33 protein-coding genes are annotated in these 26,437 nt (G+C 59.9%); 30 read left to right on the top strand and 3 right to left on the bottom strand.

Annotation, left to right across the window (positions count from 1 at the left end):
- Nucleotides 1–35 precede the first annotated feature (35 nt).
- Both ACTQV4_RS08065 and ACTQV4_RS08060 read right to left on the bottom strand, forming a co-directional pair.
- Complete coding sequence (locus ACTQV4_RS08065) at nt 36–803, bottom strand: hypothetical protein (RefSeq protein ID WP_441569591.1); 768 nt, start codon at nt 801–803, stop codon at nt 36–38.
- 45 nt (nt 804–848) lie between these two features.
- On the bottom strand, nt 849–1,502 hold the full coding sequence (locus ACTQV4_RS08060; RefSeq protein ID WP_441567432.1) for a helix-turn-helix transcriptional regulator: 654 nt from the start codon (nt 1,500–1,502) through the stop codon (nt 849–851).
- A gap of 277 nt (nt 1,503–1,779) precedes the next feature.
- On the opposite strand from ACTQV4_RS08060, the gene dpaL reads away from it, so the two are divergent.
- The 6 genes from dpaL (at nt 1,780) to hydA (ending at nt 9,161) form a co-directional block, all read left to right on the top strand.
- Nucleotides 1,780–2,994 (top strand): diaminopropionate ammonia-lyase, encoded by a 1,215-nt coding sequence (gene dpaL / locus ACTQV4_RS08055; RefSeq protein WP_441569590.1) that lies wholly within the window; start codon nt 1,780–1,782, stop codon nt 2,992–2,994.
- A gap of 241 nt (nt 2,995–3,235) precedes the next feature.
- Nucleotides 3,236–4,621, top strand: a complete 1,386-nt coding sequence (locus tag ACTQV4_RS08050) for a YgeY family selenium metabolism-linked hydrolase (protein ID WP_441567428.1) — start codon at nt 3,236–3,238, stop codon at nt 4,619–4,621.
- Nucleotides 4,622–4,822: 201 nt separating this feature from the next.
- Nucleotides 4,823–6,025 (top strand): knotted carbamoyltransferase YgeW, encoded by a 1,203-nt coding sequence (ygeW, locus tag ACTQV4_RS08045; protein WP_441032356.1) that lies wholly within the window; start codon nt 4,823–4,825, stop codon nt 6,023–6,025.
- 14 nt (nt 6,026–6,039) lie between these two features.
- Entirely contained in the window at nt 6,040–6,990 is a 951-nt protein-coding gene (gene arcC / locus ACTQV4_RS08040) for a carbamate kinase (protein WP_441567424.1), read from the top strand.
- A gap of 180 nt (nt 6,991–7,170) precedes the next feature.
- Complete coding sequence (locus ACTQV4_RS08035) at nt 7,171–7,785, top strand: nucleotidyltransferase family protein (protein WP_441569589.1); 615 nt, start codon at nt 7,171–7,173, stop codon at nt 7,783–7,785.
- A gap of 8 nt (nt 7,786–7,793) precedes the next feature.
- Nucleotides 7,794–9,161: a dihydropyrimidinase gene (gene hydA / locus ACTQV4_RS08030; RefSeq protein WP_441569588.1), complete on the top strand. Its 1,368-nt coding sequence runs from the start codon at nt 7,794–7,796 to the stop codon at nt 9,159–9,161.
- A gap of 113 nt (nt 9,162–9,274) precedes the next feature.
- Here hydA and yqeC read toward each other — a convergent pair whose 3' ends face one another.
- The gene (yqeC, locus tag ACTQV4_RS08025; protein ID WP_441569587.1) at nt 9,275–10,012 is read right to left on the bottom strand and encodes a selenium cofactor biosynthesis protein YqeC; all 738 of its coding nucleotides are present in this window, start codon (nt 10,010–10,012) and stop codon (nt 9,275–9,277) included.
- Nucleotides 10,013–10,114: 102 nt separating this feature from the next.
- On the opposite strand from yqeC, the gene yqeB reads away from it, so the two are divergent.
- The 24 genes from yqeB to ACTQV4_RS07905 all read left to right on the top strand — a co-directional run bounded on the left by yqeB (nt 10,115) and on the right by ACTQV4_RS07905 (nt 26,432).
- The gene (gene yqeB / locus ACTQV4_RS08020; RefSeq protein ID WP_441569586.1) at nt 10,115–10,909 is read left to right on the top strand and encodes a selenium-dependent molybdenum cofactor biosynthesis protein YqeB; all 795 of its coding nucleotides are present in this window, start codon (nt 10,115–10,117) and stop codon (nt 10,907–10,909) included.
- 9 nt (nt 10,910–10,918) lie between these two features.
- On the top strand, nt 10,919–11,962 hold the full coding sequence (locus ACTQV4_RS08015) for an XdhC family protein (protein ID WP_441569585.1): 1,044 nt from the start codon (nt 10,919–10,921) through the stop codon (nt 11,960–11,962).
- Nucleotides 11,963–12,260: 298 nt separating this feature from the next.
- On the top strand, nt 12,261–13,574 hold the full coding sequence (locus ACTQV4_RS08010) for a uracil-xanthine permease family protein (RefSeq protein ID WP_441015023.1): 1,314 nt from the start codon (nt 12,261–12,263) through the stop codon (nt 13,572–13,574).
- A 307-nt stretch (nt 13,575–13,881) separates the two neighbouring features.
- Entirely contained in the window at nt 13,882–14,439 is a 558-nt protein-coding gene (gene rplE, locus ACTQV4_RS08005) for a 50S ribosomal protein L5 (RefSeq protein WP_154516073.1), read from the top strand.
- Between the two features lie 79 nt (nt 14,440–14,518).
- Nucleotides 14,519–14,704 carry a type Z 30S ribosomal protein S14 gene (locus tag ACTQV4_RS08000; RefSeq protein ID WP_022094280.1) on the top strand — a complete coding sequence of 62 codons (186 nt, stop codon included), beginning with the start codon at nt 14,519–14,521 and terminating at the stop codon, nt 14,702–14,704.
- 119 nt (nt 14,705–14,823) lie between these two features.
- Nucleotides 14,824–15,222, top strand: a complete 399-nt coding sequence (rpsH, locus tag ACTQV4_RS07995) for a 30S ribosomal protein S8 (protein WP_006235262.1) — start codon at nt 14,824–14,826, stop codon at nt 15,220–15,222.
- Nucleotides 15,223–15,255: 33 nt separating this feature from the next.
- The gene (gene rplF / locus ACTQV4_RS07990; RefSeq protein ID WP_370450587.1) at nt 15,256–15,792 is read left to right on the top strand and encodes a 50S ribosomal protein L6; all 537 of its coding nucleotides are present in this window, start codon (nt 15,256–15,258) and stop codon (nt 15,790–15,792) included.
- A gap of 75 nt (nt 15,793–15,867) precedes the next feature.
- Complete coding sequence (gene rplR / locus ACTQV4_RS07985; protein ID WP_118270231.1) at nt 15,868–16,236, top strand: 50S ribosomal protein L18; 369 nt, start codon at nt 15,868–15,870, stop codon at nt 16,234–16,236.
- 14 nt (nt 16,237–16,250) lie between these two features.
- On the top strand, nt 16,251–16,775 hold the full coding sequence (gene rpsE, locus ACTQV4_RS07980; protein ID WP_154516070.1) for a 30S ribosomal protein S5: 525 nt from the start codon (nt 16,251–16,253) through the stop codon (nt 16,773–16,775).
- 2 nt (nt 16,776–16,777) lie between these two features.
- Nucleotides 16,778–16,960: a 50S ribosomal protein L30 gene (gene rpmD, locus ACTQV4_RS07975; protein WP_154516067.1), complete on the top strand. Its 183-nt coding sequence runs from the start codon at nt 16,778–16,780 to the stop codon at nt 16,958–16,960.
- 3 nt (nt 16,961–16,963) lie between these two features.
- A complete protein-coding gene (gene rplO / locus ACTQV4_RS07970) occupies nt 16,964–17,413 on the top strand; it encodes a 50S ribosomal protein L15 (protein ID WP_006235267.1) in 450 nt (149 codons plus the stop codon).
- Complete coding sequence (gene secY, locus ACTQV4_RS07965; protein ID WP_370450586.1) at nt 17,407–18,693, top strand: preprotein translocase subunit SecY; 1,287 nt, start codon at nt 17,407–17,409, stop codon at nt 18,691–18,693. Before rplO ends, secY begins: the two co-directional genes overlap by 7 nt.
- An 18-nt stretch (nt 18,694–18,711) precedes the next feature.
- Nucleotides 18,712–19,338: an adenylate kinase gene (locus ACTQV4_RS07960; protein WP_154516064.1), complete on the top strand. Its 627-nt coding sequence runs from the start codon at nt 18,712–18,714 to the stop codon at nt 19,336–19,338.
- The gene (gene map / locus ACTQV4_RS07955) at nt 19,335–20,123 is read left to right on the top strand and encodes a type I methionyl aminopeptidase (RefSeq protein WP_441569584.1); all 789 of its coding nucleotides are present in this window, start codon (nt 19,335–19,337) and stop codon (nt 20,121–20,123) included. The genes ACTQV4_RS07960 and map overlap by 4 nt, the downstream gene beginning before the upstream one ends.
- A gap of 232 nt (nt 20,124–20,355) precedes the next feature.
- On the top strand, nt 20,356–20,574 hold the full coding sequence (gene infA, locus ACTQV4_RS07950; RefSeq protein WP_035137443.1) for a translation initiation factor IF-1: 219 nt from the start codon (nt 20,356–20,358) through the stop codon (nt 20,572–20,574).
- Between the two features lie 150 nt (nt 20,575–20,724).
- Nucleotides 20,725–20,838: a 50S ribosomal protein L36 gene (gene rpmJ / locus ACTQV4_RS07945; RefSeq protein ID WP_006363204.1), complete on the top strand. Its 114-nt coding sequence runs from the start codon at nt 20,725–20,727 to the stop codon at nt 20,836–20,838.
- 14 nt (nt 20,839–20,852) lie between these two features.
- Complete coding sequence (rpsM, locus tag ACTQV4_RS07940; RefSeq protein WP_154516058.1) at nt 20,853–21,227, top strand: 30S ribosomal protein S13; 375 nt, start codon at nt 20,853–20,855, stop codon at nt 21,225–21,227.
- Between the two features lie 14 nt (nt 21,228–21,241).
- Nucleotides 21,242–21,646: a 30S ribosomal protein S11 gene (gene rpsK, locus ACTQV4_RS07935; RefSeq protein WP_006235274.1), complete on the top strand. Its 405-nt coding sequence runs from the start codon at nt 21,242–21,244 to the stop codon at nt 21,644–21,646.
- A 19-nt stretch (nt 21,647–21,665) separates the two neighbouring features.
- The gene (rpsD, locus tag ACTQV4_RS07930; RefSeq protein WP_006235275.1) at nt 21,666–22,262 is read left to right on the top strand and encodes a 30S ribosomal protein S4; all 597 of its coding nucleotides are present in this window, start codon (nt 21,666–21,668) and stop codon (nt 22,260–22,262) included.
- A 32-nt stretch (nt 22,263–22,294) separates the two neighbouring features.
- A complete protein-coding gene (locus ACTQV4_RS07925) occupies nt 22,295–23,236 on the top strand; it encodes a DNA-directed RNA polymerase subunit alpha (RefSeq protein WP_154516055.1) in 942 nt (313 codons plus the stop codon).
- A 30-nt stretch (nt 23,237–23,266) separates the two neighbouring features.
- Nucleotides 23,267–23,749 carry a 50S ribosomal protein L17 gene (gene rplQ / locus ACTQV4_RS07920; protein ID WP_271742473.1) on the top strand — a complete coding sequence of 161 codons (483 nt, stop codon included), beginning with the start codon at nt 23,267–23,269 and terminating at the stop codon, nt 23,747–23,749.
- Between the two features lie 92 nt (nt 23,750–23,841).
- Nucleotides 23,842–24,666, top strand: coding sequence for a tRNA pseudouridine(38-40) synthase TruA (gene truA, locus ACTQV4_RS07915; RefSeq protein ID WP_427717709.1), 825 nt, complete (start codon nt 23,842–23,844; stop codon nt 24,664–24,666).
- 68 nt (nt 24,667–24,734) lie between these two features.
- A complete protein-coding gene (locus tag ACTQV4_RS07910; RefSeq protein ID WP_441569583.1) occupies nt 24,735–25,862 on the top strand; it encodes a glycosyltransferase in 1,128 nt (375 codons plus the stop codon).
- Between the two features lie 132 nt (nt 25,863–25,994).
- Nucleotides 25,995–26,432: an arginine repressor gene (locus tag ACTQV4_RS07905; RefSeq protein WP_154516043.1), complete on the top strand. Its 438-nt coding sequence runs from the start codon at nt 25,995–25,997 to the stop codon at nt 26,430–26,432.
- The last annotated feature ends 5 nt before the right edge of the window (nt 26,433–26,437 follow it).

The raw sequence follows: 26,437 nt of genomic DNA, 5'->3' as shown, positions 1-26,437 counted from the left end.
TGCCGCCGGCTCTTCCGGCCCTCCCTCAGCCCTCGCTACTCGTCCCCGTCGTTGGGGTCGCCCTTGAGGTTGTTGACGTCGAGGTAGTCGTTGCTCTCGTCCTCTTTTTGCTGCGTTGCCGATTCGGACTCGACAGGGCTGCGGAACAGCTGGAATCCCTCAAACGCAATGACGCCAAGCAGCACTACGACGATCGCTATAAAGATAATCTTTGCTACTGGATTGAAATCCAAAAAGCGCGGCGCCTCTTCTGCGGCGTAGTAGTCGCCATAATAATCGTCGTTATCAGTGTGGCTATCGGTGTATGAGGATGTGGGTATAGCTTGCGCATGGTCGTCCGGCTCGTATTCGGAAGCGGACGCGGCGACAAGCGGATTTACCGGCTCGCCGAGCGTCGGCGCGCCGGAAGATGTTTCGTCCAGATCGGCATCAGCCCAGGAATCGAAGGCAAACTGACGGGTCGCAAAGTCGTCGAGATCTGCAACGGGCGGTTCGGGCGCAAGATGCTGCGCCGCGGCGATAAACGATGCCGTCTCGGAAGGATCGCCTGCCGAATGGGTTCCGTCGCCCATGAGCTCGTCGGCGGTCCAGGGGCGGTCGCTCATCACGTCGTCGAGGCTCAACGCAAACAGATCGTCTTCGCCCTCGTCAAACGCGCGTTTCGCATGCCTGGCGCCAGAAGCGAAGCCTCTGCGGTCGTTGCGTAATGCGCTGTTCGACCCCATCTTGCTCCATCCTTTCGAACTGTCTCGTCCTTCGATTATATGGAACTTGCCTTGCGGCCGAGTCTTGGATTCGTGCATTCCAGAACTCACGCCCAAAAGGGGAGGGCGATCCGGCCGAGTTGCCTACTTGTCGCCGGCGGCAGCCTTTGCCTCGTTGAGGTAGCTATAGAAGCTGTACTTAGAGATGCCAAAGAACTCGCAGGCACGCTCGCTCGACTTGGAAATGAGGAAGGCGCCGCGACGGTCGAGGTAGCCAATGGCGCGAATGCGCTCATCTTTGGTCATAAGGGCTGCGGGCTTGCCCACGTATTGCTCGCACTCGCGCAGCAGATCTTCGAGCAGGTCGCCGATGGTTTTGGTAATGGGCTCGGGCTCGGTGTAGCCCGTGCCGTCGGTGCCGGTAAAGGCATCGAGCGAGCGCTCAAAAGCTTTCATGAGCGTAATGTCAAAGTTAATGCCCAAAATGCCGACAGGCTTGCCCTCGTCGTTGCGGATAAAGATGGTCGAGGACTTAAGCAGCTTGCCATCGGCGGTTTTGGTGAGGTATGGCTCGCGGTCGTGCACGTCGGTGGTGTCCTCGTGCATGGACTCAAACACAATATGGCTGGGACCGTCACCCAGCTTGCGCCCGCTTACATGGCCGTTTTCGATTACCACGATGGAGTGGTCCACGTCCTCGGTCTCCAGATCGTGGACGACGATTTCGCAGTTGGGGCCAAACTGGAGCGCCAGGCCGTGTGCAAGGCGCTTAAAAAACTCAATCTGTGCGGGGGTCATGGGTGCCTTCCTAAAAATTAGTTTGGGCACACTTTGCCATAAACCCCACTTGTTCGCAAATAACGAAAGTGCCGCTGCGTTATGTAACCGTTCGTCGGCGAAAAGGTACCGATTACGGCAACAAACAATTTGTTAGGTTTACCAATCAAAAAGTGTGATAGAACATTGCTAACAAACTTTTTGTTTGGCATCCACATAAAAGTTCAGTCTCATGAATGGGAATGGGCTGAAACGCGTATGCGGGGGCCGGCAAGAGAGGACTTAAGGAGTTCACCGTATGGCCGATAAGATCCAGTGGGCGGGCAACACGATGCCCAAGAGCGATGACAAGCACTTGGGAATCATGAGCCTCGACCACGTGAAGAAGGCCCGCGCCTTCCACCAGTCGTTCCCCCAGTACACCGTCACTCCGCTTGCCCGCCTGGACGGCCAGGCCGCGCGCCTGGGCCTGTCCAATCTGTGCGTCAAGGACGAGAGCTATCGCTTTGGCCTTAATGCCTTTAAGGTCCTGGGTGGTTCGTTTGCCATGGCCAACTACATTGCCGACGAGACCGGCAAGGACGTTGCCGAGTGCACCTTCGATTACCTGACCTCCGATCAGCTTGCCAAGGACTTTGGCCAGGCCACATTCTTTACCGCCACCGACGGCAACCATGGCCGCGGCGTGGCATGGGCTGCCAACAAGTTGGGCCAGAAGGCTGTCGTGCACATGCCCAAGGGTTCCACCAAGCCCCGCTTCGATAACATCGCCGCCGAGGGAGCCACGGTGACCATCGAAGAGGTCAACTACGATGAGTGCGTGCGCATGGCCGCCGCCGAGGCCGATGCCTGCGAGCGCGGCGTCATCGTCCAGGACACCGCCTGGGAGGGCTACGAGAAGATTCCGTCCTGGATTATGGAGGGCTACGGCACCATGGCTTCCGAGGCTGCCGAGCAGCTGCGCGAGATGGCCATCAACCGCCCGACGCACGTCTTTGTCCAGGCTGGCGTAGGCTCGCTGGCCGGCGCCGTGGTGGGCTACTTCACCAACCTGTATCCCGATAACCCGCCCACCTTCGTCGTGGTCGAGTGCGCGCCTGCCGCCTGCCTGTACAAGGGCGCTGCCGCCGGCGACGGCGACCCGCGCATCGTGGACGGCGACATGCCCTCCATCATGGCCGGTCTGTGCTGCGGCGAGCCCAACATTCTGGGCTGGGATATCCTGCGCAACCACGCCACCGCCTTCGTGTCCTGCCCCGACTGGGTTACCGCTCGCGGCATGCGCATCCTGGGCGCTCCCGAGAAGGGCGACCCGCGCGTCATCTCCGGCGAGTCCGGCGCTGTGACCACCGGCCTGGTCGAGACTCTCATGCTCGACCCCGAGTACACCGAGCTCAAGGAGCTCATCGGCCTGGATAAGACGAGCTCCGTGCTCTGCTTCTCCACCGAGGGCGACACGGATCCGGATCAGTACCGTCGCATCGTCTGGGAGGGCGAGTATCCCACCTGTTAGCGAGCCTAACCTGTCCGGGTGGCGGAGCATATGTTTACTCCCTGCTCGAACAGTCCTGCGCAAGACGGAAAGCACATTAAGTGCTTTCCTTTGCGTGCGGAACTCGCGACGGAGCAAACATATGCTCCGCCACCCTACGTTTACTTGCTTGCCGGGTACTCGACCTCACGCTGCTTGGCACAAGTGATCTATCTGAAAGAAATCCACCTGTAGGTAAACCCTTGTAGAAAGGTTGACTGTTATGGCTAAAGAACTCGATTTTGACGCTATCAAGGCTGCTGCTGAGTCCCATCGTGCTGATATGACTCGCTTCCTGCGCGCTATGATCTCCCATCCCTCTGAGTCTTGCGAGGAGGGCGAGGTTGTTGCCTGCATCAAGGCCGAGATGGAGAACCTCGGCTATGACGAGGTCAAGGTCGACGGCCTGGGCAACGTCATGGGCTTTATGGGCGAGGGCGACAAGATCATCGCCATCGACTCCCACATCGACACCGTCGGCATCGGCAACATCGAGAACTGGGACGCCGATCCCTATGAGGGCTACGAGACCGACGAGATCATCTACGGCCGCGGCGGCTCCGACCAGGAGGGCGGCATGGCCTCCGCTACCTACGCTGCCAAGATGATGAAGGACATGGGCCTTATCCCCGAGGGCTATAAGATCATGGTCGTCGGTACCGTCCAGGAAGAGGACTGCGATGGCATGTGCTGGCAGTACATCTACAACAAGGACGGCATTAAGCCCGAGTTCGTCATTTCCACCGAGCCCACCGACGGCGGCATCTATCGCGGTCACCGCGGCCGCATGGAGATCCGCGTCGACGTTCACGGCACTTCCTGCCACGGCTCCGCTCCCGACCGCGGCGACAACGCCATCTACAAGATGGCCGACATCATCGCCGACGTCCGTGCCCTCAACAACAACGGCTGCGACGAGTCGACCGACATCAAGGGTCTCGTCAAGATGCTCGACCCCAAGTACAACCCCGAGCACTACGAGGATGCTCGCTTCCTGGGCCGCGGCACCTGCACCGTCAGCCAGATTTTCTACACCAGCCCCAGCCGCTGCGCCGTGGCCGACTCCTGCGCCATCTCCATCGACCGTCGCATGACCGCCGGTGAGACCTGGGAGTCCTGCCTGGACGAGATCCGCAACCTGCCGGCCGCCAAGAAGTACGGCGACGACGTGAAGGTCTCCATGTACATGTACGACCGTCCGTCCTGGACCGGCGAGGTCTACGAGACCGAGGCTTATTTCCCCACGTGGATCAACAAGGAGACCGCTCCGCACGTCAAGGCCCTCGTCGACGCCCACAAGGCCATGTTTGGTGACGAGCGTATCGGCTGCGAGCCCAGCATGGACAAGCGCACCGGTCGCCCGCTGTGCGACAAGTGGACCTTCTCCACGAACTGCGTCTCCATCCAGGGCCGTTACGGCATCCCCTGCGTGGGCTTTGGCCCGGGTGCCGAGTCTCAGGCTCACGCTCCCAACGAGGTCACCTACAAGGACGACCTGGTCACCGCTGCCGCCATGTACGTTGCTGCCCTGAACCTCTACGATCCGAGCCAGGCCGATGGCGACGCCACCGTGTTCCGCGCCGGTCTGACCAACAACAAGATCGATTAGTCCCATTCCTCGATTTTGTTGAGCCGGGGGCCGCTCGTGTCCCCGGCACCCCCTGTTGACTTGGGGCCCGCGGTCGTTATCTCCCATGCTTCCTCAACGGTGGCGGGTCCTCGTCATGGTGCTCTGCATGTTCTAGCCACACGCGCATGCCGGAGCACATCTACTCATTGCGATCGCTTCACCTTTAGAAAGGATATTTACATGGACGCTAAGTTTACCGAGCTCGTCGAGCAGCTGAACGGCCTCGATTTTAAGGGTATGTACGGCAGCGACTTCCTGCACACCTGGGACAAGACCACCGATGAGCTCAAGGCTCTCTACATCGTCGCCGACGCCCTGCGCGAGCTGCGTGAGAACAACGTTTCGTCTAAGATCTTCGACTCCGGTCTTGCTGTCTCGCTGTTCCGCGACAACTCCACCCGTACACGCTTCTCCTTCTCTAAGGCCGCCAACCTGCTTGGCCTTGAGCTGCAGGACCTTGACGAGAAGAAGTCCCAGATCGCCCACGGCGAGACCGTCCGCGAGACCGCTACCATGATCTCCTTCATGGCCGATGTCATCGGCATCCGCGACGACATGTACATCGGCAAGGGCGATGCCTACATGGCCGAGGTCTCCGAGTCTGTCCAACAGGCCTACGAGGACGGCGTTCTGGATCACCGTCCCACGCTCATCTCCCTGCAGTCCGATTCCGACCACCCCACGCAGTCCTCTGCCGACATGCTCTACCTCATCAACGAGTTTGGCGGCCTTGAGAACCTCAAGGGCAAGAAGGTTGCCGTCACTTGGGCCTATTCGCCCTCTTACGGCAAGCCGCTGTCCTGCCCGCAGTCGCTGATCAGCCTGCTGCCCCGCTTTGGTATGGACGTCACCCTGGCTCACCCCGAGGGCTACGACCTCATGCCCGAGGTCGTCGAGCGCGCTCGCGGCTATGCCGCCGAGTCCGGCACCACCTTTAAGCAGGTCAACACCATGGCCGAGGCCTTCGAGGGTGCCGACATCGTGATCCCCAAGAGCTGGGCTCCGTTTGCCGCCATGGAGAAGCGCACCAACCTGTACGCCGAGGGCGACGACGCCGGCATCGCAGCGCTCGAGAAGGAGCTGCTCGCTCAGAACGCCACCCATCAGGATTGGTGCTCCACGACCGAGCTCATGGAGAAGACTGCCAACGGCCAGGACACCATCTTTATGCACCCGCTGCCCGCCGACATCTCCGGTGTCTCCTGCGAGCACGGCGAGGTTAACGCCGACGTCTTCGACATGCACCGCGTGGGCATGTACAAGGAGGCCAGCTACAAGCCGTATGCCATCGCTGCCATGATGTTCCTGCAGAAGGTTGCCGATCCCGCCGCCACCCTCAAGGCCCTCGACGAGCGAAACACCGCCCGTTGGTTCCAGGCCTAAAGCCGGGCTGAGAAATGGCTAAGCGTATTGTTGTCGCCTTGGGCGGAAACGCCCTCGGCGCCAACCTTCCCGAACAGATGGAGGCCGTCAAGACGACTTCCAAGGCCATTGTCGACCTGATCGAGGAGGGCAACGAGGTCGTCGTCGTGCATGGCAACGGCCCCCAGGTGGGCATGATCGCCAATGCGATGGCCGAGCTCACGCGCTCTAACCCTCAGAAGTACATTCCCTGCCCGTTGTCCGTTTGCGGCGCCATGAGCCAGGGCTACATTGGCTATGACCTGCAAAACGCCTTGCGCGAGGAAATGCTCGACCGCAATATCGACAAGGGTGTCGCCACCGTGCTCACCCAGGTCGAGGTTGCGGCGGACGACCCGGCCTTTGCCGACCCGGTCAAGCCGATCGGTCCGTGGATGAGCGAGGCCGAGGCCAAGGAGCTGGAGGCCGACCGCGGCTATCAGTTCATCCACGACGAGAAGCAGGGCTTCCGTCGCGTGGTTGCCTCGCCCAAGCCCGTGAACATCGTCGAGCTCGACACCATCAAGTCGCTCGTCGAGTCCAACCATGTGGTGATCTCCTGCGGCGGTGGCGGCATTCCCGTCACCAAGTCCCAGGGCAACCACCTTAAGGGCGCTGCCGCCGTCATCGATAAGGACTTTGCGGCCGAGAAGCTCGCTGAGCAGCTCGACGCCGATGCCCTGATCATCCTGACGGCTGTGGAGAAGGTTGCCATTGGCTTTGGCACCGACCACGAGCAGTGGCTCGACACGCTGACCGCTGCCGACGTTAAGCGTCTGTCCGAGGCCAACGAGTTCGGTCGCGGCTCCATGCTGCCCAAGGTTCAGGCCGCCTCGACGTTTGCCGAGAGCAAGCCGGGCCGCACGGCGCTCATCACGCTGCTCGAGAAGGCGCGCGATGGCCTTGCCGGCAAGACCGGTACCACGTTTACTGGCAACGCCGAGTAGGCATATCGTACTGATGTAGAGGAGGGTGTCCTGCGCTGCGGGATGCCCTCCTTTGTGTTACAGAGAGCCGAGGGGCGCTCGCTGGAAAAACGAGCGTGCGCCTGTTCCGACGGAGTGCGAGCTTGGTATGGTGGGTATAGCAACTATGGTGTCCAAGGCAACCAGGGGAGGTTTGCGAAGATGAAACTTGGTTGCGTCATTATGGCTTCGGGCGAGGGCAAGCGGTTTGGCTCTAACAAGATGCTTGCCGATATCTATGGCGAGCCGCTGATTGCCCGGACCATCGATTCGGTTCCCCGGGGCTTTGACGTTGTGGTTTCGACGCGTTGGCCCGAGGTTGCTCAGATTTGCGAGGACAAGCATTGCCCGTGCGCGCTGCACGATGGCGAGCTGCGCAGCGAAAGCGTCCGTGCGGGCCTTTCGTGGGGAGTCGATCACAACTGGAAAGGTTGCCTCTTTTTGCCGGGCGACCAGCCGCTTGTGAGCGCGGATTCTTTTGAGGCCATGGTTCGCGCGTTTGACGAGCGCGGCCGCAAGCACCCGGTACGTCTTGCGTGCAACGGTGAGCCTTCGAGCCCGGTGCTCTTTCCGACGGAACTGTTCGATGCGCTTATGTGTCTTGAGGGCAAGGACGGCGGCGGTTCGATCCTCAAGGACCGCACCGACGTGGTGCTGGTCGAGGCGCGTGCCTACGAGCTGTGGGACGTCGATACCGCCAAGGGACAGCGACGCATAACGGAGCATATCGCGGCCTGCTCGTATTTTGATCGCGTGGCCAACTGTATGAATCAATAAGGAGCAACATGATCATCATCAAAAACGGCGCGCTCGTGACGCCCCAGGGGCTTCGCCGCGCCGATCTTGCCATGGAGGGCGACAAGATTGTGCGGATTGCCGCATCAATCGAGCCGGCCGAGGGCGATACCGTCCAGGACGCCACCGACTGCTGGGTGTTCCCCGGCTTTATCGACGGCCACACGCACATGCAGTGCTGGACTGGCATGGATTGGACGGCCGATAGCTTTGAGACCGGTACGCGCGCGGCTGCCTGCGGCGGTACGACGACCATCGTGGACTACGCGACGGCCGATCGCGGCGTGACCATGCCCGATGCCTTTGCCGAGTGGCATCGCCGCGCCGACGGCACCTGCACGGCAAACTACGCTTTTCATATGGCACTCGCCGAGTGGAATGAGCGCAATCGCGCCGACCTTTCGGCCATGCGCGAGGCGGGTGTATCGTCGTTCAAGACCTACTTTGCCTACGACCACCTGCGCTTGGACGATGTCGAGACGCTCGAGGTGCTCGAGGAGCTCAAGCGCGTGGGCGGTATCCTGTGCGTGCATTGCGAGAACGGCACGTTGGTGAATGAACTGCAGAAGCGCGTGTACGAGCAGGGGATTCATGGGCCCGAGGGGCATGCGCTCAGCCGGCCGGACGTGTGCGAGGCCGAGGCCGTGAGCCGTCTGCTGTATCTGGCGCACTTGGCAGGGGACGCTCCGGTCAACGTGGTGCATCTTTCGACCAAGCTGGGGCTCGAGGCCATTCGCGCTGCCAAGGCGCGCGGGCAGAAGAACATCTATGTCGAGACCTGTCCTCAGTATCTGATGCTCGACGACACCTGCTATCTGGAGCAGGGAGAGGACGGCTTTGCGGGTGCCAAGTATGTGATGAGTCCGCCACTGCGCCATGCCGGCGACCGTGCGGCTCTGCGCGAGGCACTTGTGGCCGGCGAGATCGATACTATCGCCACCGACCACTGCAGCTTTAATCTGCACGGGCAAAAGGACCGCGGGCGCGACGACTTCCGCGCGATTCCCAACGGCGGGCCCGGCGTGGAGCATCGTCCCGTCGCGATTGCCACGAGCTTTGAGGGACAGCTGGGCCCCGAGGACCTCTGCCGCCTGATGAGCGAGAAGCCGGCGCGCGTGTTTGGCATGTATCCGCGCAAGGGATGTCTTGCCGAGGGCTCCGATGCCGATGTGTGCGTGTGGGATCCCCGGGCGCGCTGGACCATTAGCGCGGCGACGCAGCATCAGGCTGTGGACTACACGCCGCTCGAGGGCTTTGAGGCGCATGGTCGCGCCAAGGCCGTTTACGTCAACGGCGTGCTGGTGGCGCGCGATGGCGAGCCCACCGGAGCCCAGCCCGGTCGCTACGTGCCCCGCTAGCAGGGGGTGCCGCCAGGGTAGCTAATTTGGGACGGGGCTCTTTTAGCTACCCTGCCTACCTGATGATTTTTCTCTCAACATGGGGTAGCTAAAAGAGCCCCGTCCCAAATTAGCTACCCCTGGAGGCTGGTGGCGATGATGGAGCGGTCGAGAGCTGCTTCGAAGCGGGCGGCCATAGCCGGGTCGCTGAGCGTGTCGACTTGGTTGAGCATGACGCGTGCGGTGCAGAGTCCCAGCGCCTGCATCTCGGCATTGAGCACCTGGGCGACGCGCTCGGGCGTGGCGATGTCGGTGGTCTCGCAGCCGCAACGCTCGCAAAAGAGCTCGGGGCGGTGGACGGCTTCGTTGATGGGCTTGCCGAGCCCCGAGGCGCCAACGATCCAGACGATGTTGGCCGTGCCAGAGGGAATCACCGGCTCCCAGGCGGCGTGGGCTTTGAGCGGGAGCCGCTTGCTGCCGTCCGCCTCGGCCAAGACGTAGTTAAAGCGCTGTGCCAGCTCGCCGAGCGGCTCGGCGGGGGCGGAGAGCTTGCCCGTCTCGGGGTCCAAGACACCTGCTTGGCAGATGCTTCCCCGCGCAAGGCCCTCGCAGGCCTCGCAGGTGCAACCGGGGACATGTGCGGCGCCCGGCTTCCAAGGTACGGCGTCCAGGCGACGACCCGTCCCGTCCCATGGCACGCCGGCGACGGGAAACATATGCGTGGTGGTGCAGAGGAGCACGCGGCCGCCCGCGCGCATAAGCTCAAGGCCGAGCGCCTTTAGCAAGGTCGACTTGCCGCCACTGCCGATAATTGCGGTGATGCCCGGCTCGATCCTGAGCGACGAGGCAAGATTGCCGCTAACCGTTTCCATCTGTTCACCGCCGTATAATACTGTGATAATAAATAATCATCAGAGTAGCGGTCGAACCGCTTTTGCTCTGCTCAAACCGTAGCACAGGGAGGTGCCCCGGAAATGCTCGTTTATGTTCGCGGCGCCGGCGATATCGCCACGGGCGTCGCCGCCCGTTTGGTGCGCGCCGGCGTGTCGGTTGTCATGGCCGATATCGCGGTTCCCACGTGTATCCGTCGCACGATCAGTTTTTGCGAGGCCATTCGCCTGGGCGAGGTTCAGGTCGAGGGCATTCGCGCTCGCTTGGCACAGACGCCGGCAGAGGCGCTTGCAATTACCCAGGCCGGAGATGTTGCCGTCGTGGTGGATCCCCAGGCCAAGATGCTCGACGAACTTAAGCCCGCTGCCGTGGTCGACGCGATCCTGGCCAAGCGCAATTTGGGCACCACGCGCGATATGGCGCCTGTCGTCATCGCCGTAGGACCGGGCTTTACCGCGCCGGTCGATTGCGATGCTGTGGTCGAGACCATGCGTGGGCATTTCCTCGGCCGCGTCATCACCCAAGGCTCGCCTCAGCCCAATACGGGCGTGCCGGGTGTCATCGCCGGCTATGGCAAGGAGCGCGTTATCCACAGCCCCGCCGCCGGTGTGTTTAGGTCCGACCGCGCGATCGGCGACATCGTGAGTGCCGGCGATGTGATCGGGTATGCGGGCGACACTCCCATGGTCACGCAGATTGACGGCTGCTTGCGCGGGCTTTTGGCCGACGGCGTTCTGGTGACCGAGGGCTTTAAATGTGCCGATGTCGATCCACGCGGCGATGCCAGCTATATCAACTATATTTCGGACAAGGCGACGTCGGTCGGCGGCGGCGTGCTCGAGGCGCTCGCCATGTTCACAGACGTTTTTAGGGGATAGGAAGCGACGATGGAAAAGCTCGATGTGGTGAATGCTGCGCTTGGCGCTCTGAAGGCTGGTAAGACGTGCGAGCTGGTGGTAGTGGCCGGCACGGCAGGGTCGTCACCGCGCGGTGTGGGTGCCTGGATGGCCGTCTTTGCCGATGGCAGCCAAGCGGGCACCATCGGCGGCGGTAAGATCGAGCTCTTTGCGCTGGACGAGGCGCGCGAGCTCCTGAGCGCGGGGCAGTCGCGCCTGGTCCGCTACACCATGGGCGGCGAGAACTCCGATACCGGCATGATCTGCGGCGGAGCCATCTGCCTGTGCTATCTGCACCTGGATGCATCGCAGGCGCCGTTGTTCCAGTCGGTTGCCGACGTCTTGGCGTATCGACGCATCGGCGACTTCGTCATCGACTTTGAACCGTTTATCGCAAGCGCGCTCGAAAGCGACGCCGCCGAATACCATGGCGAGGAGTCGCGCCGCACCATTGCCGGCTGCCCCGGGCTTTCGCTGACGGAAGAGGGGAGTAAGGTCACCTACACCAACGCCGCCTCCGAGATTCCCCCGGCGCACATCGAGACGCTTTGCCCCGAGGGCCTGACATACATCTTTGGCTGCGGTCACGTGGGCGCCGCGACGGCGCGCGTGCTCACGGCGGCGGGCTTTGCCGTCGTGGCGTGCGATGACCGCCCCGGCACGTTGACGCCCGAATGGGTACCCGGCGTCTACGACCGTCGTCTGGTCGACTACAAGAACCTGGACGAGTTATGCCCCATCGGTCCGCGCGATCTGGTAGTCGTCGCCACGGCGGGCCACAAGTCCGATATCGATGTGGTGATTCAGGCCTTGCGCGCCAAGCCCGCCTATTTGGGATGCCTGGGTTCGCGCCGCAAGACGGCCTTTGTGCGGGCTCGCTTGGAGCAGGAGGGCTTTACGCAGGACCAGATCGACGAGCTGCACCTGCCGATCGGCGTTGCCATTCAGGCCGAGGACCCCGAAGAGATCGCCATCTCCATCGCCGCCGAGATGATCCATCTGCGTCGCACCAAGCTCGTCCCCCGCAAGCGCTAGTCGCATCCCAGGGGTAGCTAATTTGGGACGGGGCTCTTTTAGCTACCCTGCCTGCTCGATGATTTTTCTGGGACGGGGATTTAAAAATCATTAGGTACGCAATGATTTTTAAATCACCGTCCCAGAAAAATCATCTCGAGGCGTTCGCTCACTGTTGGGTAGCTAAAAGAGCCCCGTCCCAAATTAGCTACCCCAGCCCTCTGCCGCATGCGGGTCAAAATGCTACCTGTGCCATATGCCCTATAATGTCCGCCCGTTGGGCGGCATAGGGCCGCTGCCTAGGGTATGGGAGGCGCAAATGGCAGAGTCGGTGGCAGGGGACGCCCTGTTCGAGCGTACGGGAAAAGTTTCGTTTGTGCAGGTATTGCCCCATGCACTGCAGCATGTGCTGGCGGCATTCGCGGGTATCGTTACGCCCGCTATCATCATCGCGTCGGTCTGCGGCTTTACCCCTCAAGAGGAAGCCGCCGTCATTCAGGCGTCGCTGGTCCTCTCGGCGCTTGACATTTTCCTTCAACAGTTCCCCATAAAAGGCATCGTCGGCTCGGGCTTGCCCATTGTGATGGGTGCGAGCTTTACCTTCGTGCCGGCACTTAAAGCGGTCGGTCTTGAGCTTGGTTTCGAGGCCGTGCTGGGCGCTCAAGTTATCGGCGGCGCGCTCGTCGTACTCTTCGGTCTTTTGTTTAAGCGCGTGAGCTTTCTGTTCCCAGCTCCGGTGCTCGGTACCGTCATCTTTGTCATTGGCCTGTCGCTGTGCCCGGTTGCCGTGGCGTCCATGGCAGGCGGGGAGGGCGCGGCCGATTTTGGCAGCGTCACCAACTGGACCGTCGCGCTCGTGACGTTTGTCGTCACCTTTATGGTTGGTAACTACGGCAAGGGCGCGCTCAAGCTGGGCAGCATCCTGGCCGGTATCTGCGCAGGTTTTGTCGTTGCGGCGGTGTTGGGCATGGTCGACTTATCGGCTGTCGCGACTGCAAGTTGGTTTGCCCCACCGGCGTTTGGCGCCCATCGTCTGGTGTTCGATCCAGCGGCGTGCGCCGTGGTGGGCGTTGTGGCCATCGTGAACGCCGTGCAGGTTATGGGAGAGTTTGCCGCCGTGTCCTCTGCGGCGCTCGATACCCCCGCGACCGATAGTCAGATCTCGGGCGGATTGATCGCCAATGGTCTCGTCGGTATGCTCTCGGGCTTTTTGGGCGGCGTCCCCACGGCAACCTTTGGCCAGAATGTGGGCATCATCGCCGAGAACAAGGTCGTCAACCGTATGGTCTTTACGCTCGCAGCCGCCATTCTGCTCGTCGCGGGCCTGCTGCCCAAGTGCGCGGCAGTGCTCACGTCCATTCCGCAACCGGTGATTGGCGGCGCCACGATCGGCGTGTTCGCAACCATCGGCATGAACGGTGTGGTCATGTTTTCCCGCCACGGCCTGTCTCAGCGCGATACCACGCTCATGGGTCTCTCTATCGCCTTTGGCACGGGCATTGAGCGCACGGCCGGCGCGCTTGCCGGCGCTGGATTCCCCGCATGGGTCGACACCGTCTTTGGCGGATCCTCCATTGCCGTCGCCGCACTTGTCGCCGTCGTCCTCAACCTGGTCCTGCCTCGCCAAAAATAACGCCCCATATATGAGTTGCGGTGAAATACGGATTGTTTAAGCCGGTTAAGCCGTCAAACAGTCCCTATTTCACCGCAACGGCTTTTTGGGACCCATTTGTGCGGGGGAGTTGTGGAGTTGTGCAGGCAGACGATGTTTTTCTGGAAATACGCACCCAATGCGCGTATAGTACCGATTGTTTTGTCGGCTCCTGCTGCGTCGAGTCCAAACCGCGAAATGCCATGAGCGGCGCGGATGCAGTCAGGAGGCACGAGGACAACCCACCGTGGCCACGCCCCGTGCTTAAAACCCCAAGAAGGAGTGAACAATGGCAGAAGAGAAGTATGTGCCGCGTCTGAAGGCCAAGTACAACAACGAGGTCAAGCAGCAGCTTCAGGACAAGTTCCAGTACGAGAACGTCATGATGATCCCCAAGTTTGAGAAGATCGTCGTGAACATGGGTGTCGGCGAGGCCGCTACCGATTCCAAGGCCATCGACGGTGCCGTGCGCGACCTGCGCGCCATCACCGGCCAGCAGCCAATGATCACCCGCGCCCGCAAGTCCATCGCTACCTTCCGCCTGCGCGCTGGTATGCCGATCGGCTGCAAGGTTACCCTGCGTGGCGACCGTATGTGGGAGTTCTTCGATCGTCTGACCTCCGTCGCTATCCCCCGTATCCGCGACTTCCGCGGCATCTCCGCCAAGAGCTTCGACGGCCGTGGTAACTTCTCCATGGGCGTCACCGAGCAGCTCATCTTCCCCGAGATCGACTTTGACTCCGTCGATCACCAGCGTGGTATGGACATCACTTTCGTGACCACCGCCAACACCGATGAGGAGGCCAAGGCCCTTCTGGACGCCTTTGGTTTCCCGTTCAAGAAATAGGTTCACCTGCCCTATAAGCGCCGTTCCCACAAGGGGGCGGCGCTTGGGGCGAACAATACTCTATGTGAGGAGGATATAAGTGGCTAAGACATCGATGATCGTCAAGTGCAATCGCAAGCAGAAGTTCTCTACTCGTGAGTACACGCGCTGCCAGCGCTGCGGCCGTCCGCACTCTGTGTACCGCAAGTTCGGCCTGTGCCGTGTCTGCTTCCGCGAGCTTGCACTCAAGGGCGAGCTTCCCGGCGTTAAGAAGGCCAGCTGGTAAGTCACTACCAGCGTTTCAAGCATCCGTTTGGAACAGGGAAAACGTGCTAGTTAGGCTTTGCCGTTAAGGGCGGCGAAGAACCAAGAGCACGTGTTCATCAAGAACGAAGGAGAATCTGTATGAACCTTACAGACCCGATCGCAGATATGCTTACGCGCATTCGTAACGCTAACTCTGTGAACAAGGCCACGGTCTCCATGCCGAGCAGCAAGAAGCTCGTCGAGATCGCTCGTGTTCTGCACGAGGAGGGCTACATCGAGGGCTACGATGTCGAGGACACCGTTCCCCAGAAGACTCTGCACATCACGCTTAAGTATGGTCCCAAGAAGGCTAAGGTCATCAACGGCATCCGCCGCATTTCCAAGCCGGGCCTGCGTAAGTACACCGGCGTTGCCGACATGCCCCGCGTCCGCGGTGGCCTTGGTACCGCCATTATTTCCACCAGCCATGGCGTCATGACCGACCGCGATGCTCGCAAGCACAACGTCGGCGGCGAGATCATCGCTTACGTCTGGTAATTCGCTCGGTAGGTAGAAGGAAAGGAGATCACCGTGTCTCGTATCGGTAATAAGCCTGTCCAGATTCCCGCCGGAGTCGAAGTGGCAGTCAACGGCAACAACGTTGTCGTCAAGGGCCCCAAGGGCCAGCTCGAGCTCGATGTCTATGAGAAGCTCGCTATCAACATCGAGGACAACGTCCTCACCGTTTCCCGTCCCGACGACGAGCGTGAGACCCGTGCCCGCCACGGCCTCACCCGCGCCCTCATCCACAACATGGTTGTTGGCGTTTCCGAGGGCTTCGAGAAGAAGCTCGAGCTCGCCGGCGTCGGTTACCGCGTGCAGCAGAAGGGCAAGAACCTCGAGTTCTCCCTGGGCTTCTCGCACCCCGTGATCGTCGAGGCTCCCGAGGGTATCACCTTCGAGGTTCCCGACAACACCCACGTGAACGTCAAGGGTATCAACAAGCAGCAGGTCGGTCAGATCGCCGCTGAGATCCGCGGCCATCGTCCTCCCGAGCCTTACAAGGGCAAGGGTATCCACTACGTTGGCGAGCACATCCGCCGCAAGCTGGGTAAGGCCGCCAAGTAGTCGTAACCGACTCACTCGCATAAGACCAGCACCCCGTTAGGTGCTGGCAAGATCAACCTTTTTAGGAGTTTACGTATGAACAAGCATAAGGCGAAGCTGGAAGGCCTCAAGCGTCGTCAGCGTCGTGTTCGCGGCAAGATCTCGGGTACCGCCGAGCGTCCGCGTCTTCGCGTGACCCGTACTAACGCCAACATCTATGCCCAGATTATCGACGACAGCAAGGGCTCCAGCCTGACGCTCGTCTCTGCCTCGACCCTCGAGGCCGAGTTCAAGGGCACCCACACCTCGAACAAGGAGGCTGCGGAGAAGGTCGGTCAGCTCGTTGGCAAGCGTGCCATCGAGGCCGGCATCACCAAGGTCGCCTTCGATCGCGGTGGCCGTATCTACCATGGCCGCGTCAAGGCCCTCGCCGACGGTGCTCGTGCCGCCGGTCTCGAGTTCTAGGAGGTATGTAGCACATGGCTCGTAATCAGAAGCAGCAGCGCGAGGCCTCCGAGTTCGAGGAGCGCGTCGTTTACATCAACCGCGTGTCGAAGACCGTCAAGGGCGGTCGTCGCATGAGCCTCGTCGCTCTCGTCGTCGTTGGCGATGGCAAGGGCAACGTCGGCGTTGGCATGGGCAAGTCCGCTGAGGTGCCCATGGCCATCTCCAAGGCGTCTCTCGATGCCAAGAAGAACATGTTCCACGTGCCGGTGACCGAAGAGGGCACCATTCCGCACGAGGTTATCGGCCACTTTGGTGCCGGTCGCATCATCATCAAGCCCGCTGTCGAGGGTACCGGCGTTATCGCCGGCGGCGCTGTGCGTCCCCTCTTTGAGCTTGCTGGCATCAAGAACGTCCTGTCCAAGTCCCTCGGTACCGACAACGGCCTCAACATCATCAAGGCTGCCGTCGAGGGCCTCAAGGAGCTCTCCAGCCCTGAGGACGTCGCGGCTCGCCGTGGCCTGACGGTCTCCGAGATGTTCGTCGGTAAGGAGAACTAAGCATGGCTGACACCATCAAGATCAAGCAGGTCCGCAGCACCAACGGTTGCAAGCAGGACCAGGTCCGTACTGTCCGTGCCCTCGGTCTCCACAGGATCCGCGAGGTTCGCGAGATTACTGACAACGAGTCCGTCCGCGGCATGATCTTCAAGGTCAAGCACCTTGTCGAGATTGTAGAGGAGTAGCAAATGCAGCTTCACGATCTTACTCCCGCGCCCGGTTCCACCAAGAACCGCAAGCGCGTTGGCCGTGGCAATTCTTCGGGTCACGGCACCACTTCTGGCCGCGGCCAGAAGGGCCAGGGCTCTCGCTCTGGCGGCACCAAGGGTGCCGGCTTCGAGGGTGGCCAGACTCCGCTGGCTATGCGCCTGCCCAAGCTTCCGGGCTTCCGCAACCCCCGTCGTATCGAGTACACCGCTGTTAACGTTGAGCGTCTCGAGCGTAAGTTCGAGGATGGCGCTGTGATCGACGGTGCCGCTCTTAAGGCCGCTCGCATCACCAAGAGCGAGTTCGAGCCCGTCAAGGTGCTCGGCAATGGTGAGCTTACCAAGAAGTTCACGGTCAAGGTCGACAAGGTCAGCGCTTCTGCGCAGGCCAAGATCGAGGCCGCCGGCGGAAAGGTCGAGCTGCCGTGCTAAATGGTCTTAAGAATGCTTTCCGCATCAAAGAACTGCGCGAAAAGATTCTTTTTACCATAGCTATGCTCGTCGTGTACCGCATTGGTGCGCACGTTCCTGTGCCCGGCATTCCCTTCCAGGGGATGCTGGGCCTTTTCTCGACCGATAACAATTCGGTCGCCGCAGGTGCTATGGCCCTCCTGAATCTTTTCTCTGGCGGCGCGTTGAGCTATGTGTCGGTGTTTTCGCTGGGCATCATGCCTTACATCACCAGCTCGATCATCCTCCAGATGCTCCAGGCCGTTGTGCCTTCCCTGCATGAGCTTGCCCGCGAGGGCGAGGTCGGTCAGACCAAGATTACGCAGTATTCGCGTTACCTCACCCTGGCTCTGGCAATCCTCAACTCCGTGGGTTACCTCTTCCTCTTTAAGAGCTTCGGCATCAGCTTTAATGGCGCCGCCGCTCCCGAGATCATCTTCGACCTCATGATCGTCGGCACGCTCACCGCGGGCGCCATGCTGATCATGTGGATTGGTGAGCTCATTACCCAGCGCGGTATCGGCAATGGCATGTCGCTGATCATCTTTGCGAACATCATGGCCGGTCTGCCGCAGGCGATCTTCTCCAGCACCGAGGGCAATGGCGGTGGCATCATCACTATGGTGATCATCTGCGCCATCATCCTGCTGGTTATCCCGCTGATCGTTTTCCTTGAGCGCGGCCAGCGCCGCATTCCGGTCTCCTACGCTAAGCGCGTCGTGGGCCGTCGCATGATGGGTGGCCAGACCACTTACCTGCCCATCAAGGTCAACACCGCGGGTGTCGTGCCGATCATCTTCGCTTCGGCGCTGCTGTACTTCCCGGCTCAGGTTGCCGTGTTCTTCCCCGGCATCGGCTGGATTCAGGCAGTTGCCTCTGCGCTTTCGACCGGTTGGCTCAACTGGGTGCTTAACGTTGTCCTCATCGTGTTCTTCGCGTACTTCTACACCTCCATGGTGTTCAATCCCGATGACACGGCCGACAACCTTAAGAAGCAGGGCGGCTTTATTCCGGGCGTTCGTCCGGGTAGGGCTACCGCGGCCTACATCAAGAACGCGCTCAACAAGATTACGCTTCCCAGCGCTGTCTTTTTGGCGCTCATCGCCATCGTGCCTTCGATCATCTTCTCCTTCACGGGCAATCAGCTGATCCAGGCATTTGGCGGCACGTCCATCCTCATCATGGTCGGCGTCGTGCTCGACACGGTCGACAAGCTCGAAGGCCAGATCAAGATGTATGATTACGATGGATTCTTTAAATAGGCTAGAGGAGGATTGCTCATGAACCTCGTATTGCTCGGAGCTCCGGGTGCCGGTAAGGGTACCGTTGCACAGGAGCTCGTCGCCGAGTTTGGCGTCGCCCACATCTCCACGGGCGACCTGCTGCGTGCTGCCGTCAAGGGTGGCACCGAGCTTGGTATTCAGGCTAAGAAGTACATGGACGCTGGCGAGCTCGTTCCCGACCAGCTCGTGATCGACCTTGTCAAGGAGCGCCTTGCCGCCGATGACGCCCAGCAGGGCTTCATCCTCGACGGCTTCCCGCGCAACACCGCCCAGGCTGTGACGCTCGATTCCGAGCTCTCCACCATGGGTCGCGAGATCGACTGCGCCCTTCTGGTCGACGTTGCCCCCGAGGTCATCATCGATCGTCTGTCTTCGCGTCGCACCTGCCGTGCCTGCGGTTACACCGGCACTGCCGCCGATGTTACCTGCCCCAAATGCGGCGGCGAGATGTATCAGCGCGACGACGATAAGCCCGAGACCATCAAGAACCGTCTCGACGTCTACGAGAAGTCCACGAGCCCGCTTGTCGATTACTATCGTGGCCAGGGTCTGCTCAAGTCGGTCAACGGTGACCAGGCTCGCGAGACCGTATACGGGGATGTCAAAGAGGCCCTCGGTCTATGATTAAGATTAAGTCTGCAACGCAAATCGAGCAGATGAAGAAGGCAGGAGCGCTATCTAAGATGGCGCTCCGCCACGTTGGAGCCATGGTGCGTCCCGGCGTTTCGACTTTTGAGCTCGATCAGCTCGCGGAGCAGATTATCCGCATGCATGGCGGCACCCCGGCCTTTAAGGGTTACGGCGGGTTCCCGGGGACCATTTGCGCATCGATCAACGATGCCGTGGTCCACGGTATTCCCAACCCCGATATGATCCTGCGCGATGGCGATATCATCTCTATCGATACGGGAGCCGTTGTCGACGGTTGGGTTGGCGATAACGCATGGACGTTTTTCGTCGGAACCCCTACGCCCGAGGCCAAGGCCCTGTGCGAGGTTACGCGCGATTGCCTTAAGGCTGCCATTGAGCAGGCTGTTCCCGGTAACCATATCGGGGATGTTGGTTATGCCGTCCAGTCTCTCGCCGAGTCTCACGGTTATGGCGTGCTTCGTGACTATGTGGGCCATGGCATTGGCCGCGTGATGCACGAGGACCCCAACGTTCCTAACTATGGAAAGAAGGGGAGGGGCGTTCGCCTCCAGGCTGGTATGGTCATTGCCATCGAGCCGATGGTAACGATGGGTTCCAACCATGTGAGTACGGGCTCCGACGGTTGGATCGTCACTACCAACGACCACCTGCCCGCCGCGCACTACGAGAACACCGTCGCCATCACCAATGACGGTCCGGTGATTCTCACCGCCGATGCGCAAGGATCCTGGTGTTCGCTCCAAGGCGGAGAAATGTAAAAGTCGCCGCCCCCTGATGCCCAACCTCGCCTTTCAATTTCGAAGGCATGACCCCAAGGTCTATGCCTTCTCATTTCAAGGCGATCTTGGGCATCAGGGAACGGCTTTGTTTTACATTTCAAATGTAACAAGTTCCACGTAGTTGTGGAGCCATTACGAAGTTATTACGATGCGTGTATACGTGTTGTAGAATACTCAATCGCTGTCGTTTTCTAGAGAAAGATGATTGCTTGTGAAGAAGGAAGACGCAATTGAGCTCGAGGGTACGGTAAAGGAACCGTTGCCTAATGCCATGTTTAAGGTCGAGCTCGAGAACGGTCATTCGGTTCTGTGCAACATTTCTGGCAAGATTCGAATGAATTACATCCGTATTCTCCCCGGTGACAGGGTTGTCGTGGAGCTTTCCCCGTACGACCTGACCCGCGGCCGCATCACCTATCGCTACAAATAGCGGCACGCATACACGCACTCTATTTCCGACTGCAGGCTTAGCTCAACCTACGGTCGGATTGTGTGTGAAGACCAGCCATAGTTTTAAACGCCTGCGGCTGGGCGAGTAGATAGTAGGGAAGTAGTTTGAGCGCTACCGAAAGGAAGAACGATGAAGGTACGTCCTTCGGTCAAGAAGATGTGCGATAAGTGCAAAATCATTAGGCGCCATGGCAAGGTCCTCGTCATTTGCGAGAACCCCCGTCATAAGCAGCGTCAGGGTTAAGAGAGGAGACTACGTTGGCCCGTATTAATGGTGTCGACCTCCCGCGTGAGAAGCGCGTTGAGATCGGTCTGACCTACATTTACGGCATCGGCCGCACCACTGCGACGAAGATTTGCGTCGAGTGCAACGTTAACGTGGATACGCGCGTTAAGGACCTCACCGAGGATGAGGTTAACGCCATCCGCGAGTATATCGACAAGAACCAGATCATGGTTGAGGGCGACCTCCGCCGTGAGCGCAACCAGAACGTCAAGCGCCTTATGGACATCGGCTGCAACCGCGGCCTTCGTCACCGCAAGGGCCTCCCGGTCCGCGGCCAGCGCACCCACACTAACGCTCGTACCCGCAAGGGCCCGAAGCGTCAGATCGGTGCTAAGAAGAAGAAATAAGGAGCGCTAGATAGATGGCTACTGCTAAGAAGAACGTTCGCGCTGCCCGTCTGAAGCGCGCGGACCGTAAGAACATTTCCGTGGGCCAGGCTCACATCCGTTCTACGTTCAATAACACGATCGTTTCGATCACCGATCCCCAGGGCAACGTCATTTCCTGGAAGTCGGCTGGCCAGGTGGGCTTCAAGGGCTCCCGTAAGTCCACGCCGTTCGCTGCCCAGATGGCTGCCGAGGCTGCTGCCAAGCAGGCCATGGAGCACGGTATGAAGAAGGTTTCCGTCTTCGTCAAGGGCCCCGGCTCCGGTCGTGAGACCGCCATCCGCTCCCTCCAGGCTGCTGGCCTCGAGGTCTCGAGCATTCAGGACAAGACCCCCATCCCGCACAACGGCTGCCGCCCCAAGAAGCGTCGCCGCGTGTAACTGAAAGGATCGTATCAATATGGCAATCGACAGGACTCCTGTTCTTAAGCGCTGCCGTCAGCTCGGGATCGATCCCGCTGAGCTCGGTTACAGCAGCAAGAAGGAATCTATCCGTCAGCCCAAGCGCCGTCGCAAGGAATCTGAGTACGGCATGCAGCTGCGCGAGAAGCAGAAGGTCAAGTTCATCTATGGCGTTCTGGAGAAGCAGTTCCACGGCTACTTCAACAAGGCCCGTAAGATGAACGGCGTCACCGGTGAGAACCTCATGATCATCCTTGAGTCTCGCCTCGACAACGTTGTTTTCCGTCTTGGCTTCGCTCGCACCCGTAAAGAGGCTCGTCAGTCCGTCCGCCACGGTCACTTCACCGTGAACGGCAAGCGCGTAGACATCCCGTCCTACCGCGTCAAGGCCGGCGACGTCGTCGCTGTCGGCGAGAAGTTCCGTGACCTCCTCCCCATCAAGGAGGCTCTGATTTCCTCCGAGCGCTTTGAGGTCCCTGGCTGGCTTGAGGTCGATATCGAGAAGCTGTCTGGTAACGTGCTCGCTCTGCCGACGCGTGAGCAGATCAGCGGTGATATCAACGAGCAGCTCATCGTCGAGCTCTACTCTAAGTAGTCCATCCGGGCTGCTGAGGCTGGAGGTAATACATGTCAGAATTCATTAGGCCTCAGGTTCAGGTCGAAGAGATCAACGAGACGTCTGCTCGTGTCTCCGTCGAGCCGCTCGAGCGCGGTTACGGTGATACGCTGGGCAACTCCCTGCGTCGCGTTCTTCTGTCCTCGCTCGAGGGTGCCGCCGTCGAGGCTATTCAGATCGATGGTGCGCAGCACGAGTTCATGACCATCCCTAACATGGTCGAGGATGTCACTGACATCGTCCTGAATGTCAAGGGTCTTGTCTTCAGGGCTCTCGGCACGACCGACGAGGCGACCGCCACCATCTCGGTTGACGGCCCCTGCGAGGTCACCGGTGCGGACTTCTTTATTCCGTCCGAGTTTGAGTTGGTCAACCCCGAGCAGCACATCGCTACGCTCACCGAGGGTGGCCATCTCACCATGAGCATGCGCATCGGCTATGGCCGCGGCTATGTCTCTGGCGAGGCCAACAAGCGCGACAACGATCCCATCGGTGTGATCCACGTCGACTCGCTGTACTCGCCGGTATCCCGTTGCGCCAAGCTCGTTGAGGCTTGCCGTGTCGGTCAGCACACCGACTACGACCGCCTTGTCCTCGAGATCGAGACCAACGGCTCCATCGCCCCGCGCGACGCCGTGGTCCAGGCTGCCAATATCATCAACCAGCATATGGCTGCCTTTATGAACCTTGCCGAGACCCCCGAGGTCGAGGAGGAGGTTTCGATCTTCGCTCCCGAGGTCACCAACGACAACGCCGAGCTGGACAAGCAGATCGAGGATCTGGACCTTTCTGTCCGTTCCTACAACTGCCTTAAGCGTGCCAGCATTCACTCGGTCCGTCAGCTCGTTGAGTTCTCGGAGAACGATCTTCTGAACATCCGCAACTTCGGTGTTAAGTCGATCGAGGAAGTGAAGGACAAGCTTGAGTCCATGGGCCTGAGCCTGAAGGCTTAATGCTTCGCATATTTGAGGAGAAACTAGACCATGCGTCACAACGTTAAGAAGGGCCTGAAGCTCGGCACCGATGCGAGCCACACCAAGGCCATGAAGAAGAGCCTGGCCAAGGCCCTCTTCGAGAACGACCGCATCAAGACCACCGAGACCCGCGCCAAGGCGCTGCGTTCGGTTGTCGAGCCGATCATCACCTGGGCCAAGAAGGGCGACCTGCACTCTCGTCGTCTGGCTATCGCCAAGCTCGGCGATAAGCAGCTCGTTGCCGAGATCTTCGACAAGGCTGCTCAGGGCATGTGGCAGGATCGCAACGGCGGTTACACCCGCATCATGAAGCTCGGTAACCGTAAGGGCGACAACGCTCCCATCGTTATCATGGAGCTCGTCACCGAGCCTTGCACGCCCAAGGCCAAGAAGGCTGCTCCGGCCCCCAAGAAGGCCGCTGCTCCCAAGAAGGTCGAGGCTGTCGAGGAGACCGCTGCCGAGGAGGCTCCTGCTGAGGAGACCGCTGAGTAGACAATTCGTCTGCATAGGCTATATTCGAGGGGTACGTTCGCGTACCCCTCTTTTTTTGTCGCGATATCGTTGTTTGTTTGTTGGGAGCGCCCATGACCGCGCCGTCTGATTTCAATTTGACTCCAGAGCTCGATGCCACGTTGGTGTTTCGTGTTGCCTATGACGGCTCGTCCTATAGCGGATTTGCCGAGCAGCCGGGGCAGACGACGGTTGCCGGAGAGCTGCGTCTTGCCATAGAGACGCTCTTGCGCCGCTCAGTCGATTTGACGTGTGCCGGGCGCACCGATGCAGGGGTGCATGCGGTGGCCCAATACATCAGCGTGCCCGTTACGGACGCAGAGCTCGCTTTAACGCGCCGCAGGTGGCTGCGAGCTATGGATGCGCTGCTGCCCAAAGATATCGCCGTTAATGAGGTCTACAAGGCCCGTAAGGGCTTTTCTGCGCGTTTTGACGCACGTTCTCGTACCTATACCTACCGCATTGCCGATCGCGATGCGCGTCCGGTGCTATCGCGTGGTGCGGTATGGTGGCATCGTTATCCTTTGGACGTGGATGCGATGGCAGCCGCCTGCCCAGCGCTTTTGGGCGAACAGGACTTTAAGAGCTTTTGTAAGGTCGCTTCTGCCGTGGGCAAGCCAACGCATCGTTGCGTGATGCGTGCCGAGTTTGGCCACGAGGTCGCCTTTGGCGAGGATATCCTCACGTTTACCATCGAGGGCAATGCGTTTTTGCATTCGATGGTGCGCACCATCGTGGGAACGCTCGTCGAGATCGGCATGCATCGCCGCGATCCCGAGTGGATGCGCGAGGTGATTGACGCTTGCGATCGTACTGCTGCGGGTCCCACGGCGCCGGCGTGCGGCCTTACCTTTATGGGCGTAGATTATGACCCCACCGAGCTCGTCGCGCTCGAATAGGAGAGAAGCGAGAGCCATCTAAGTATGCTGCTCGTGTGGGCGAGCCGTGTGCAACATCTGTTCTTGGCGTGCAGCGCATCAGGCGACTCATTGCGTTTATTGCCGGGGTGTACCATGAACGGCAGTTGATTATTGCTGTCGAGAGGATGGACAACTTGCTTCGACGTGGCTCGCTTCCGCGACTTTCGGTGATCCTTGTTGTGGAGGGTTCACCCAGCTACGCGATGCGTGCACTCGAAAGCGTCCAAAACCAAGACCTCTACGATATGCAGATTGTCGTTGCATGTCGCAACGCTGCGCCGGGCGTTCGTCATTCGCTCGATGTTGCCGCGGGCAGAGATATTCACATCGATTTGATAGACGTTGACGATCCGTCGAGCGGAGCTTGCCTTCGCGAGGGTTTTGCCGCTTCGCGCGGGGCCCACATTATCGCAATGAGCGCCGACGAGTGGTTTGCGCCGCACGCGTTTTTGGCAATGCTCGATGTCGCTTGTGAGACCTCGGCAGATATCGTATTTCCCTCGGTGTCGCTCGATCGCTACGATACGCATCGGGAACGCCATTCTCGTATGTTGGATGCGCAATCCATTGCCCTTGCCGACGATGGAGACCGGGCTTCAGGCCTGGCCAAGCTGGTCGAGAGCGGTCTGGTTTGTCAACATTCCGGTGTGATGTATGAACGCGCCCTGTTTGAGTTGTGTCTGCAGCATGCCGAGTCGTATCGTGCGATCGCCTTTTTGGCGCCTGCCCTTTCGCATGCGGAACGCGTATTTGGGTGCGCCGAAGCTTGTTTCCATACGGCCGCGCCATCGGTTGCGGATTCATTCGACCCCACCATGTTCTCGCGACTTTCCGATGACGCCAAGGCGCTTGAAGAGCTTTGCGTGCCATTTGACGCAATAGATGACGATAACCATCTAAAGCTGGCCTGCCAACGGTTTTACTATGGCCGCTTGGTTGCTTGTATCGAGAATTTGTGCCTGAGCCCCCATGGGGTGTCTTCAATTGAGCGCACGGCACGATTGCGTGATATGCTCAACGACGTGCGGACCCGCCAGATGGCGGTGGCCCTTAAGGGAGAGCGCCGAGGCCTTGGGCTTTTGTTTGGGCCGATTGCCAACGTTAAGCCTATGCGCTGCGTTATGTATGCGCATCTGGCTGCTTTTTTGAACAGAACGGGCGCAAGGATAGCCTAGCTGTGTCATATTCGAAAATAATTTGCATATAATTGTTTCGAAATGCGTTCTTATTCACAAATAGCCTCAAATAGCGCTAAACTATTCAATCACTGATAGATTGTCTTCGCCATCTATGGAGTGAGGTTTTATATGGCTAAAAAACGCAACGGGCGCCAGGATGCCATCAGAGATATCGTGCGCAATAAAGACGTGCGTACGCAGCGCGTGCTGGTGGACGAACTCCGCGCCATGGGCTTTGATTGCACGCAGGCGACGGTTTCGCGTGACATCGCCGATATGGGGCTGCGCAAACTGCCCGAGGGCATCTATGTTCTGGCTGAGGACCTGCACCTGCAGCGCATGGTCTCCGAGCTGGTTACCGGTGTGTTGCGTACCGACAACCTGGTTATGATTAAGGCTCAGCCCGGCACCGCCTCGGGCATTGCCGCGGCTGTCGATGCGGCCGAGCTGCCCGATGTGCTCGGATCGCTTGCCGGCAATGACACGATTTTGGTTATCGCTCAGACTGCCGAGGATGGCGAACGCCTCGAAGCGCTGATTAACAAGCTCAGTGCCGCGCGTAAATAGCTTTA

The sequence above is a fragment of the Collinsella sp. LCP19S3_B11 genome (genome assembly GCF_052121915.1).
In the GTDB taxonomy this organism is placed as follows: Bacteria; Actinomycetota; Coriobacteriia; order Coriobacteriales; family Coriobacteriaceae; genus Collinsella.
The sequence above is the reverse complement of the archived record's forward strand: the minus strand, read 5'-3'. Positions and strand labels throughout refer to the sequence as shown.